This window comes from Shewanella sp. LZH-2 (genome assembly GCF_016859145.1).
Taxonomy (GTDB): Bacteria; Pseudomonadota; Gammaproteobacteria; order Enterobacterales; family Shewanellaceae; genus Shewanella; species Shewanella xiamenensis.
Genome location: NZ_CP069350.1, coordinates 2385930 through 2399067, shown reverse-complemented (window position 1 = coordinate 2399067; position 13138 = coordinate 2385930). Strand labels below are relative to the sequence as shown.

At 47.4% G+C, this 13138-nt stretch carries 10 protein-coding genes; 5 read left to right on the top strand and 5 right to left on the bottom strand.

The features are described from left to right. Positions 1 to 174 precede the first annotated feature (174 nt). From umuC to JM642_RS10655, 5 genes are all read right to left on the bottom strand, one after another. Positions 175 to 1449 (bottom strand): translesion error-prone DNA polymerase V subunit UmuC, encoded by a 1275-nt coding sequence (gene umuC / locus JM642_RS10675; RefSeq protein WP_203431758.1) that lies wholly within the window; start codon positions 1447 to 1449, stop codon positions 175 to 177. Next, on the bottom strand, positions 1446 to 1853 hold the full coding sequence (umuD, locus tag JM642_RS10670; protein WP_229777742.1) for a translesion error-prone DNA polymerase V autoproteolytic subunit: 408 nt from the start codon (positions 1851 to 1853) through the stop codon (positions 1446 to 1448). Before umuD ends, umuC begins: the two co-directional genes overlap by 4 nt. Before the next feature lie 101 nt (positions 1854 to 1954). Beyond that, positions 1955 to 3097, bottom strand: coding sequence for a hypothetical protein (locus JM642_RS10665; RefSeq protein ID WP_203431757.1), 1143 nt, complete (start codon positions 3095 to 3097; stop codon positions 1955 to 1957). 264 nt (positions 3098 to 3361) lie between these two features. After that, positions 3362 to 5878, bottom strand: a complete 2517-nt coding sequence (locus JM642_RS10660) for a glucan 1,4-alpha-glucosidase (protein ID WP_203433784.1) — start codon at positions 5876 to 5878, stop codon at positions 3362 to 3364. A 129-nt stretch (positions 5879 to 6007) separates the two neighbouring features. After that, on the bottom strand, positions 6008 to 7603 hold the full coding sequence (locus tag JM642_RS10655) for an MFS transporter (protein WP_203431756.1): 1596 nt from the start codon (positions 7601 to 7603) through the stop codon (positions 6008 to 6010). Positions 7604 to 8214: 611 nt separating this feature from the next. Here JM642_RS10655 and JM642_RS10650 point away from each other — a divergent pair. The 5 genes from JM642_RS10650 (at position 8215) to JM642_RS10630 (ending at position 13090) form a co-directional block, all read left to right on the top strand. Next, positions 8215 to 8508 (top strand): YciI family protein, encoded by a 294-nt coding sequence (locus tag JM642_RS10650; protein ID WP_037431416.1) that lies wholly within the window; start codon positions 8215 to 8217, stop codon positions 8506 to 8508. A gap of 88 nt (positions 8509 to 8596) precedes the next feature. Continuing rightward, positions 8597 to 9478 (top strand): LysR family transcriptional regulator, encoded by an 882-nt coding sequence (locus JM642_RS10645; RefSeq protein ID WP_169548545.1) that lies wholly within the window; start codon positions 8597 to 8599, stop codon positions 9476 to 9478. A gap of 138 nt (positions 9479 to 9616) precedes the next feature. Continuing rightward, positions 9617 to 10714, top strand: coding sequence for an alkene reductase (locus JM642_RS10640; protein WP_203431755.1), 1098 nt, complete (start codon positions 9617 to 9619; stop codon positions 10712 to 10714). A gap of 8 nt (positions 10715 to 10722) precedes the next feature. Further along, positions 10723 to 11832, top strand: coding sequence for an alkene reductase (locus tag JM642_RS10635; protein ID WP_203431754.1), 1110 nt, complete (start codon positions 10723 to 10725; stop codon positions 11830 to 11832). A 250-nt stretch (positions 11833 to 12082) separates the two neighbouring features. Continuing rightward, on the top strand, positions 12083 to 13090 hold the full coding sequence (locus tag JM642_RS10630) for a class I SAM-dependent methyltransferase (protein ID WP_203431753.1): 1008 nt from the start codon (positions 12083 to 12085) through the stop codon (positions 13088 to 13090). Positions 13091 to 13138 lie beyond the last annotated feature (48 nt).

The window sequence follows — 13138 nt, the reverse complement described above, 5'->3', positions numbered from 1 at the left end:
AATGTTTTGTTTAGGTCAGTTTTGAATAATGTGATCGCTATCAATTTAAGATTAAAGGTGTTAATAGCATGAATCTTATTAGATGTTGAAATATAGACCATTATTGACTGTGTTTTAGCGGATTTAACAAATGGAACAGCTCTAGCATATTATTTCGTTGTTCATGCTTATGGCTTATTTTATTATCGGAATATGTCTCCATTGGGTAGTGTAGCGGGGAGAGAGTTGACCACGCTTCATTCTCCAATCGGCATTCAGTCCTTGTCCTGCAAATTGAATACTTCCTTTACCACTGTGATTGATACCATCAAGCAGTTTCATCAATTCTTTACTTTTAGGTTGCGGTTTGGCCTCGTCAAACAAGCCTAATTGAAATACTCCCGGCGCATAAAAATCTCCTAGCATGACGCCAGCTTTAGCATAGGCGGGACCTGCACGCCAAAGCCGATGCAATAGTCGCTGCGCTAATTCGATAAAATCACGGGTATCGTCACTGGGATACACAAGATGACCAGTGAGTACTTGGCTATATTGGGGCTGATGTTGCGTAAAATAACTGCTGCGAATAAACACCGATAAGGTGCGGGCAAACTGCCCCTCCGCTCGCAATTTTTCGCAGGCCCTAAAGGTATAGTCGCTGATAGCCTGCTGCATCGCCTCAAAGGTGGTAATACGTGTGCCAAAGGAGCGCGAGCTGATTATTTGCTGCTTTGTCGCTACCACCTGCTGAATATCATCACAGGCAATACCGTTAAGCTCGTACACTGTTCGCTCAACCATGACGGAAAAATTGTCTCGGATAAGTTTAGGATGGGCATCTGCAAGCTGTAGAGCGGTATGGATGCCCATCAGTTTTAAACGTTGCGCAATTTTTCGGCCAATGCCCCAAACTTCATCAATGGGAGTGAGTGCCATTAACCGACGTTGGCGTTCTTTATCGCGTAAATCGACAACGCCTTGGGTGGCGGGATACTGTTTTGCGGCATAGTTAGCTAGCTTGGCTAAGGTTTTGCTCGGCCCAATTCCTACGCAGACACTGATCCCTATCCATTGCTGGATCCGTTGACGAATATCCATGGCTAACTGGTTAATATCTTGACATTTATCGAGCCGAGACAAATCCAAAAAAGCCTCATCGATTGAGTAGACTTCAACCCTAGGCACCATCTGCTCAAGTGTGGTCATGACGCGATTTGAAATATCAGCGTAAAGGGCATAGTTGGACGAAAATACCGCCACATTATGGGCGCGGATCATCTCCATCACTTGATAAACCGGCACGGCCATTTTTATGCCTAATTGCTTTGCTTCCGATGAACGCGCGACAACACAACCATCGTTATTTGACAGCACAACGATAGGTTTGCCCTGTAGATCGGGCCGAAACATACGCTCACAGGACGCATAAAAATTATTACAGTCTACGAGGGCGAATAAGTTGGCGGTCATTTGAGTTTTTTCACCACACAAGTCACGACACCGAACAGGTCTAACTCTGACTCGTGGCTGAGTGGAATTGCACTGTAGGCCGGGTTACATGGCAATAATTGCACCACAGGACGTAATTGCAATTGCTTTACCGTAAATTCCCCATTGATGGCCGCCACTACAATATCTCCATGGGTGGCTTGTAAGGCTCGGTCAACCACTAATATATCACCAGAGGAAATTCCGGCATCGACCATCGAATCGCCTTGAACTTTGACAAAAAAGGTTGCGGTGGGGTGTTTGATACAAAGCTCATTTAGATCAAGCGATTGCTCAATATAATCATTGGCGGGAGAAGGAAATCCCGCCGCCACCGATGTGCTAAAGAAAGGATATTGGATTTTTGATTGTTCAGGAGTAACCATGATCATATGCATCTATATACTGTACATATGCACAGTATAAGCTAACTTTAGCACATGTCGAAGGCGTTTATGTCATGTATTTGCTTAAGTAAACAATCACCCTATTGGAGTCTCGTGATCAAGCGTGCTCTTTGTGGCTCGAGCTCATCAAAATCTTGTTGATAACGGTCTAATGATGTAATGCCAGAGCAGAGTACAAATTTTCCAAGTGGGTTATATATAAATTGGCTCATGTCAGCGATTGACCAAGGAGTAGGGCAAGTCTGCGGAGGAGTCGTGCCATTTAAAATTTCCGCGTAACGATTCGCTGTGTCTTGATCTTTCATTAACGGTGTCAGCAACCATTGCGTCACGTTTGTGGTGATATCTTCATCATCAATTGTCTGCAATGCTTTGGCCATAGCTGTAAAGTAATACCATTCACCCATTTTTATTTTTTCAAATGTAGTCACCTCAGCAGGGAACGGCGTTTGCCAGCTAGTGGGGATGACGTTGCTTAATTGAGAGGGGTGCAGTTGGCCTAGTATCAATTCGCCAAATTTCATATTTGTTGTGATGCCGTTTTGACTAACGGTTTTTATCAGTAGCACATGGGTGTTAGCTGCTACGCGTTGCCAAAACAACATATCTTGATTAATCACATCGGCAACTTGCTGCGCAGACATGGTTTGAGCGTGAGCCAGTAAATCGATGAAGTAGAGTTTTTGTGCCGTGAGCAGATGTGAAAGTGACGGAGAAGACAAAAAGACATTAAATTGGCTGCCTTCTTGCCAGGTATCTAACTGAATTAATGTTTTATATCGCGTGATTAATTCGGCGTTTGTTGCGATGAGTTCGCCAAAAGACGTTTGTTCTGTCAGTACAGGGAGACAACTGGACAGAAAATCATCACGGTTAAGGCATTCGTTAAAAGGGGTTTGCGGTTTGTCTATACGCGTTGTGTTTAGCGTTGGGGAGCGCTCCAAAATGCCAAGCTGTTGTATGCTTTTAAGTCGAGAAATCCCCGCATCCATCGGTGAGGCGCCACTATTCACATCAAAGCCCAGTGCATAGAGATACGCATTCTGAGCTTGGTTGTCGGCTAACGCCTTATTACTCTTTTGAATTTCGTCTAGGTAGGTTTTGGCCTGCTCTGAAGCTGGGCTATCTTTTATGTTGATGGCGGCAAGGATCAGATAAAGACTCACTGGCACCAAGAATAACGTGAGCAAAATCCATTTGATTACGGTTTTTAAAGGCTTCATCAAAACTCCATTTATCGATAAATTAACAAAAGCCCAAATAGCTTAACATCTTAACGAACTTATGTAAGTCAATTTTTTATTGAAGTAACGGCAATAAAACAAGTATTCACATAAAAACAGAGAATGCTTTTACGGTGCGCAGAATGGATGATGTGGGGCAAATTAAAGGTATTAAGTCGGTGCTGAATGATATGCCGCTTGTGATCATAAAGCCCGCAAAACTGAGGTTTTGCGGGCTTTACTCACAGGTATCAGCCTTAAAAATTATTTCAACGCCTCTGGGACGATAGGGTAGTTATCCCATACTCGACCATCGCTCATTGAACGTACCAGCTTGATATATTCAGCGTGGGTCCAGGCGAGCGGGGTGGCGGAGTTAGTGCCTTGGCCGAGTTGATATTGGTAACGAGTGGCGTTACCCACACCGTCCCATGCTTGTTCGGGGAGCATTAGACCCGCGTTGGCGAAGGTTTCCATCCCTTGCACATAGGTATTGATAAGTTGCTGCTTGGTTTGCTGTGCGTGAGCACCGCTTAGCTCTCCCTTGGCGCTGGCAAGGGCCAATTCAAAATGCCCACGCTCGCCAGTAAAGAAGGGCCAGACGCGGCCGCGTTGGTTGTCGCTATTACTGCCCGATTCGGCGTAGTTTGCGCCAGTGAGGGTATCTTCACCGTAGCCATCGTTACCGTAACGTCTAAAGCCTGGAACGCTGCTGCCATCCTTTGCCATAAAGTTGTATTTGAGGCGTAAATTGTCCTCAAGCTCGGTATTATCCACCAGCGCTAGGCTTTGATTAATCAGCTTATCGGTGGCGCCACGCACGCCATAGCGCACCAGTTCTAAAAAGCCGCCATCGAGGATCTGACGTTGATCTAATCCCGCACGGCCATTATTGGCGGCGAGTTGCTCGGCGGTGTTTGGCTCACCGTTGGGGCTTAATCGCAGATAATAAGGCGCCTTAATACCTTGGCTATCCGTGAGCAAACCTTGGGTCGTCACTAAGTGTTTTTCAAGTTGTTGATTAAGCGTTTTAGCGGTCGCGAGATAACGTTGACTGGCATCGCTGTCGTTTACTGCCTTGGCAATATCACTCGCGGCCACTAAGCCTGCGATCACTGCGGCCGTGGTGGAGGGCGAATAACCTGCCTGTTCTTCCCAACGTTCTTGTTGGGTTTTTGGTGGCGTAATTTGGGTGTGATTCCAGTCAAGATTGACTTCGCCGCCGCTGACTAAAAAGTCCGCCGCAGCTTTTAACATCTCTTGATACCAATGGTTAAGTTCAGCTTGACTGAGTACGCCTGCCTGCCAGAGTTTCCAGCCGAGCATGATAGGCATCGCCGTTTGGTCGAGCTGTACGCCCACCCATTCAATTTGGCCGTCCACATGGGTCTTTTGTAAAAACCAACCGGGTGTGCCGCTAAAGCCTGGAGTTTTATCGCTCACTTGCACCTTTTTAAGATACTCAAAGGCGACTTTAGGCGTTTGGGTATCGCCCATGGCGAGAAATGCCATGGCGCACTGGTAAAAGTCGCGCGGCCAAACAGCCTTGTAACCCGTGCTGGGTGTGACAGCAGGGACGGTATCGCCCCAAGGATTAGAAAGCGAAGCGATAAGGGCGCCCGCGTAGGTTTTATCTTCCTGCGCCTTGAGTACCATGGCACTGGTATACAGCAGCTTGCCATTATCTGTGGTGCTTTGCGCCATAGCTGGCATCGCGGGCAGCGATTGTAAATAACTGTGCCAACCGGCGTTGTATTGGCTCAGCACCGCATCATACCCCGCCGTTAAGCTGGCGTTGGCATTGGCTAAACTGCTGGCCTCATCCTGGCCAAAACCAATCGCAAAATTCACATTAAGAGGTTGATTAGCTTGGAGTGCGGGATAACTGGCGGTAAAGGCAATGTTGCCTTGAGTAGGCTTTTCGGCGCTGCTGGTGGCCTGATACAACGTATCGAGCTTGCCGTTATCGGCTAAATCGGCCAAACCGTCGGATACACCGACAAAACCGGTAGTCGCCTGCGCAAAATCGATATCTGATTTCACCGTCATCACGCTGCTGTGGGGATTCGCCGTACGAGCGATAAGGGCTTGATGATCGATTCTGCCCATATCATTCGCGCCCGCATTATCGATATGGGGGTTAACGTATAAATGCGGTGTGATGCCCGCTTCAAAGGCGGTAAACGTCACGCGCATCATCAGCGTATCGCGGTCGGGATCGGTAAAGATATGTTTTTCTATCTGATACTTACCTTCAACGTCGCGATTGATAATCTTATAGGCCAAGGATTGTGGGCGACCGTTAGCATCGGTATCTAAGTATTCAATGCTGCTGATAGTGTTGTCTTTTTCGGTATCGACGAAGCCATTGCCGGTGATCACAAATTGCAACTCTTTGAGCTGAGCGTTGTGAATAAGGCCATACATGGTTTCGGTTAAAATCCCCTGCGCGATGGAGAACCACACGCGGCTAATGGGATTTTGCGCGCTATCCTGGTATTGCCCTTGAGTATAAGGCTCATAGGAAGTGCCGATACCGGTTTTGCCAGAGAACGCCCAGGTCGGGGCTTTGCCGGGGGCGCCGGGGGCAATTTGTACGTCTGTAGCTTTGGTGACGGTCGGTGTTGATGTGTCTGCATTGGGGGCCGAGGGTGAGCAGCCCGTTAAGCTGGCAACGCCGATAAGGCTTGCGGCAATTGCGAGCGCAATCGGCTTACGAGTTAAGTTGCGGCGGTCAGTTAAGCTGCGAACCTGCTGTGAAGGTACTGTTGTCGATGCCATATTCATCAAAATCTCCCCAATCAATAGATGGTGCTAATTGCGATTTATTCTTGTTGTAAGCTATCTGGCCATGCTTCTTGGCGTTTAGTTGCCCAAACGCCAAGGGTGCCGAGTTGTAGGATCTGCGATTTACGCTTGAGTGTACTGAGTATTCGGTTGCTCAACAAAGAGCACGGCAATCCCGGCGCAGAGCATGAGGACGCCGCCGGTGAGCAGGGCATAGATGGGTTGACCATCAAATAATCCATTGAGGATTACGCCTAAGACGCTGGCTGCAAGGAGCTGTGGGATCACGATAAAGAAGTTAAAAATTCCCATATACACGCCCATTTTTTTCGGCGGTAAGGTGCTGGATAACATCGCGTAGGGGATAGATAGAATTGAGGCCCAGGCAATACCCACCCCTATCATCGGCAGCCATAGCAGGCTGGGATCCTTGATAAAATAGAAACTGATTAAGCCAAAACCACCGCAGAACATATTGAAGGTATGGGTGAGTTTGATCCCGATCCGTTTGGCAAGTAGCGGAATAAACAGCGCCGCAATGGCCGAAAATCCATTGTAGGAGGCGAATAGTACACCCACCCAATCGGCACCATTATTGTAGGCCGGGGATAACACATCGCTGCTGCCAAAGTGATAAGACGTCACCGCCGAGGTAGTGTAAATCCACATCGCAAAGAGCGCGAACCAAGAGAAAAACTGCACTATCGCTAACTGATGCATGGCCTTTGGCATATGGAATAAATCATCGACCACATTAAAGACAATACCCAGTTGCGCGCGCTGTGAGGGCGTTGATTTACCTAAGCGCAGGGCGCAGTAAAGTTGCAATGGGCCAAAGGCAAAAATCCCTAAGGTTAAAATATACAGCTGCTTATCTAAATCCTGCGTCCACACCGCAAGCGTCAGTAGTGCGCCTACAGCCATCCAAACAATAGCGGCAAATTGATAATTCTGATGGGTGCGAGTGCGATATTGTTGCTCATCTATGCCAGCGTCAGCATTGCCATGGAAGGCGGCAAGTTCATCGGGGGAATATTCTTTGGTGGAGATCACTGTCCAGGCAACGCTGAGAAACAGCACGGCGCCGCCAAAATAGAAGGCATAACGCACCGAATCGGCTATTTCGCCCGCGGGCGCGGTGTTGGCGACATTAAAGAAGTTACTGAGAATATAGGGTAGGGCCGAGGCCACAACCGCGCCGATACCAATAAAAAAGCTTTGCATGGCATAGCCTTGGGTGCGCTGCTTGGGGGGTAAATTATCCCCCACAAAGGCACGGAAGGGTTCCATGGCGATATTGATAGAGGCGTCCATAATCCACAGCATGCCTGCGGCAATCCATAATGTAGGGGAATGTGGCATCACAAATATCGCAAGAGTCGTACAAATAGCGCCGATTAAAAAATACGGCCGACGGCGACCTAAGCGCCCCCAAGTGTTATCGCTCAGATAACCAATAATAGGTTGAACCAGCAGACCCGTTAACGGTGCGGCAATCCACAGGATGGGAATTTCATCGATAGAGGCGCCAAGGGTTTGGAAAATGCGACTGACGTTGGCATTTTGCAGGGCAAAACCGAATTGGATCCCCAAAAAACCAAAGCACATATTAAAAATTTGCCAGAAATTTAGCTCGGGTTGTAGCTTATGAACTGCTCGATGCACCACCTTGGGTGAGACACTTTCTAATGGGGTAATCGTTTGTTGATCCGTGGACATGCAACTTCCCTTCAGTAGCGGACAGCAGTGCTGCCTTGAGTCATTTATCGTTATAATTTGAAAGCTTAATCAATAGCTTTGGCTCAGTTTACGCATTATTGTGCCAGTTCGGTTTGGTCGCTATTAAAGGTGTGTTTTGATGCTAAAAAATAGCGAATATACCTCTCCCTCAGAAGCATATTCGCCAATAAATTCATTTTCATACTCTATGATGCAAATGCTCAGAAGCAGAAAAGAACCTAAGCCTGACAGCTATCCTCAAAGGCTGCTACCAGAAACGACCTCACAGTGTTCAACCCCACAAGCAGAGGGTGGAACTAGCGAATTTATAGTAGCCGCAGCGTCGATTGACGCACAACCGCTTACATACGTATTCATCATCCATTGATAACTCAAGTTAAACAGCCGTGTAACCTAATGGCAGCCTATTTTACACTCCTATGGGGTTGTGTGGGTATCCAGTCAGTGGCTAAAGTGTCAGCAGCAGTGAGCAATAGACGCATTATGCGATTGATACTGCAAAAATAATGGAACAGTATGTCAGCAGATGCTCTCATGTAATCATGGTTAGCACCTGTCAAAATCGATTATGTTTTGAATAAAGGATATCTATGTTTGTTATCACCTTAACCTACAAAAAGCCGCTGGCAGATGTTGAGCTACATTTAGCTGCTCATATTGATTATCTTGATGCGTATTACGCCAAGGGCGTTTTTATCGCCTCGGGCCGTAAGGTGCCACGCACGGGCGGTGTGATCTTCGCTAAGGCGGAGTCGCGTGCAGTACTCGAGGCTATTTTGCAGCAAGATCCTTTCTATACCGAAGACGTGGCTGAATTTGATGTAGTGGAATTTGTGCCAACCAAAGCCGCCGCAGGATTCGAGCAACTCATTGAGACACTTTAGTGATTTTTGCAAATTGTAAAATACAGATATTTACACCAATGATATTTGCTATAAATGCAACAATTACGGGTGTGGCGCGAGAAATAAAATGAAAACACGGTCCGATGATTTAGAAATACTGCTTGCTGTCGTCGACAGTGGTGGTTTTTCGGCGGCAGCTGAACTGTTAGATATTCAAGTTGCCCGCGTGTCTCGGGCGGTGAGCAAGGTTGAAAGCCAAGTTGGCGTTTCTATTTTAAATCGCACGACTCGCCGGATCGAATTAACCGAGGAAGGTCGCCAGTTTGTTGAAGCCATCCGAATTGGCTTATTACAGATCCAGCAAGCTGAAGAGGATATCATTACTCGTGGAGAGCTACCGAGAGGCCGTTTACGTGTCGATGCCGCAAGTCCCTTTGTGTTTCATCAATTAGTGCCGCTTATCCAGCCATTTAAGCAAACCTATCCCGATATTGAATTGGAACTCACCTCCAACGAAGGTTTTGTTGATTTGCTTGAAAAGAAAACCGATCTCGCGATCCGCATTGGCAACTTAACGGATTCGACTTTGCATGCTAGGCCACTTGGTAAAAGCTTGCTGTACATTGTAGCCTCACCAGATTACCTATCAAGGCGCGGTTTTCCCAATAAAAGCAGCGATCTTATTCACCACGATTTGCTGGGATTTTCTACCCCAAAAGCCCTCAATGATTGGCCACTGAACGGATTTACTCGATTTACACCTACATTAACCTCGAGTAACGGTGAAACGTTAAGGCAGCTTGCATTAACGGGTAATGGCATTGCCTGCTTATCGGGATTTATGGTGAAAAAGGATATCGCTGAGGGGCGTTTAATCCCCTTATTGGAGAGTGAAAAAATCACCAATACCGGCCGAGAGCAGATCAATGCGGTGTACTATAAATCTTCTACCGTCGCGAAACGTATCTCGGCCTTTATTGATTTTATTCAGCCTAAGCTAATCCTGTAAGCAGTAGGGCAACACTTGTCGTATTGACGTATCAGTAAACACTTTTGCAGTTACAACAAAAATCATTTGTCTTTATTGCGCTCAATGTCTCTTGTTGAGTTTGCTAGTATGTTTGCAACGAAATGAGAGGGTTATATTATGACGCAATCACTGTTTCAACCGATCACCTTGGGTGCATTAACACTCAAAAACCGCATCGTTATGCCGCCAATGACTCGTTCAAGAGCCAGTCAGCTAGGCGATGTGGCCAATCATATGATGGCAACCTATTATGCTCAGCGTGCGAGTGCGGGGCTCATTGTCTCTGAAGGCACACAGATTTCTCCAACTGCAAAAGGGTATGCTTGGACTCCTGGTATTTATACTCCCGAACAGATCGCGGGCTGGCGTATCGTCACTGAGGCAGTTCATGCCAAGAACGGAGTGATTTTTGCTCAGTTATGGCATGTAGGCCGAGTCACCCATCCTGACAATATTGGTGGGCAACAACCGATTTCTTCATCCGCATTAAAAGCGGAAAACGTAAAAGTGTTTGTCGATAACGGCACTGATGAACCTGGTTTTGTTGATGTCGTTGCGCCTCGGGTAATGACAAAGGCTGATATTGCGCAAGTGATCGCCGATTATCGTCAAGCAGCGCTCAATGCTATGGCGGCTGGCTTTGATGGCATTGAACTCCACGCCGCTAATGGCTATTTGATCAACCAATTTATTGATTCCGAAGCCAACAACCGTAGTGATGAGTACGGCGGTAGCCTTGAAAATCGTCTACGTTTTTTAGACGAAGTGGTTGCGGCATTGGTCGATGCCATTGGTGCTGAGCGTGTGGGTGTGCGTTTAGCGCCCCTTACGACCCTCAATGGCACTGTGGATGCGGACCCGATTGTGACCTATACCGCGGCCGCTGCGTTACTTAACAAACATCGCATTGTTTATCTGCATATTGCCGAGGTGGATTGGGATGATGCACCTGATACGCCACGCTCATTCAAACAAGCATTGCGTGAGGCTTATCAGGGCGTGCTGATTTATGCCGGACGATACAACGCACACACAGCGGAGCAAGCTATTAACGATGGTCTGGCTGATATGATTGGTTTTGGACGACCTTTTATTGCCAATCCGGATTTACCCGAGCGGCTAAAACACGGCTATCCGTTGGCTGAGCATGACCCAACAACGCTGTTTGGTGGTGGTGAAAAAGGGTTAACTGACTATCCAACTTATCAAGCCTAGGGGAAAGTATGTTCAAGGCATTCAAAGGTCATGTGTTAGAGACCAAAAACCGTATTGTGATGGCTCCAATGACTCGCTCACGTAGTACTCAGCCGGGGGATATTCCGAACGAGATGATGGCCATCTATTATCGCCAGCGAGCAAGCGCAGGATTGATTATTACCGAAGGCGCACCCGTATCAGCGGTGGCGAGAGGGTATTCAATGACCCCTGGGATTTATACTCCAGCACAGATTGAAGGCTGGAAAAAAGTCACTGAAGCGGTGCACCAAGAAGGTGGGAAAATATTTATCCAACTCTGGCATGTTGGTCGTCGCAGCCATTCGAGTGTGTCTGGCGCTGAGCCTCTTGCGCCATCGGCAATAAAAATACCCGATCAGGTATTTGGTCCATTGCCTGAAGGTGGCTTTGGCATGATTGAAACCCAGCAGCCAAAGGCGATGAGCGAACAAGATATCCAAGCGACTATCAGCGATTTTGTGCAAGCAGCACAAAACGCGATGTTAGCCGGTTTTGATGGGGTTGAAGTGCATGCAGCCCATGGCTATTTATTTGATACTTTTATGCGCTTAGAAAGCAATCAACGGCAAGATCGCTACGGTGGCAGCCAAGAAAATCGGTTGCGTTTTTTAGTCGACACCTTACAAGCCCTTACACAGACCATTGGATCAGGGAGAGTCGCTGTGCGGGTATCTCCCCATATTGGCGAGGGATTTACCGGTGACAACCCTGACATCATCCAATTAACACTCGCCTTGCTACAAAAGCTACAACCGATGAATCTTGCCTATGTGCATTTTTCTGAAAACATCTCGCGCTATGTGGAAGTGTCTGACGCGTTTCGTCAGCAAGTGCGCCGTGTGTATCAACATCCCATAATGGTGGCGGGAAAATTAACCAAGCAATCTGCTCAGCGTTTACTCGACCAACACTATGCTGATTTTGTGGCCTTTGGCACGCCCTTTGTGACCAATCCGGATTTAGTCGCGCGCTTTGCCCATGACTGGCCATTAACCGAGTTTGATGCGGATGCAAGGCTTACCTTGTATGGCGGCGATGAGTCTGGCTATATCGATTTTCCCGTTTATCAGGCATCGTTTGCAGAGAGAAAGGCATAGTCTGAGCGGCATCGTTTTAGTGACATAGTCTAGTGGTGTAGTTTGCGGCTACTAATGGTGTAGGCGCTAAGGGAAGGGGTGAGCCAAAGGTGCTGCCTCACTTAGTGCCTTAAGCTAAAACGGCTCCGCTTGCATAGTCTGTGATTGGATACTGGGGGAATTTATCCGATATTTTGTCGCTGAGTTTGCTATCATGCCGTTTTCTCCTTGAAACCTTACGCAGGTTTCCGCTGTATGAGTCCCGCTTTTTATGTCTATTCAAACGCTGTTATCGACGGCTTTAGCTAAACGCCATGATTTTTTACTACAAGCAGAACAAGATCATACCGATTGTTTTCGGGTGTTCCATGGCACGGTCGAAGGTGTCAGTGGCTTGAATGTCGATCGCTACGGCGATAATTGGTTAGTGCAGAGTTTTCACCACACCTTAACCGCTGAGGAATTGGCTGAAGTAGTGGACGTGCTCACCCAAGAAGTAGCCCTGCCGGTAGTGTATAACGACCGCTCCGCTGGCCATTCGCGGGTGCTCAATGCGCTAAGCCCTGAACTGGATGATATTGCCAGTGCCGAGTTGGTGATGCAGGAAAATGGGATTAAATTTACCACTAAGCTACGCCACGAAGGACAAGATCCGCTGCTATTTCTTGATATGCGTATTGGCCGAGAATATGTGCGGGCACATAGCCAAGATAAAACCGTGCTGAATTTGTTTTCTTACACCTGTGGTATCGGCACTGCTGCGGCCATGGGCGGCGCAGAACGGGTTGTGAATGTCGACTTTTCCTCCTTTGCACTCGCCGCAGGGCGAACTAATGCCGAATTAAACCAAGTGTCAGAGTTATGTGAGTTTGTGCAGAGTGATGCGTTTCCGGCTTTGCGCCAATTAGCTGGTTTAAGTGTGGGAGGGCGCCGCAACCAAAAATTACCCAGTTACCCCAAATTGCCGCAAACCCAATTTGATTTGGTATTTCTTGATCCGCCTCGTTATGCCAAGAGTGCCTTCGGGATTGTCGATTTAGTTAATGATTACCAAGGGTTATTTAAACCCGCATTATTATCAACCAAGGCTGGTGGCACCATAGTGTGTTGCAATAATGTCGCCAAAGTAGACCGTCAAGATTGGTTTGATAGTCTAGTTCGCTGCGTTGAAAAACAAGGCCGAGGTGTGATTGATCACACTTGGCTCGATCCCCATGAGGATTTTCCGTCATTCGATGATAATCATCCCCTTAAAATTGTGGCGTTGACCTTAAATTAACCTGAGCTCGGGATAAGTAGCGCCGCTGAATAGGCATCTTTTCGGGCC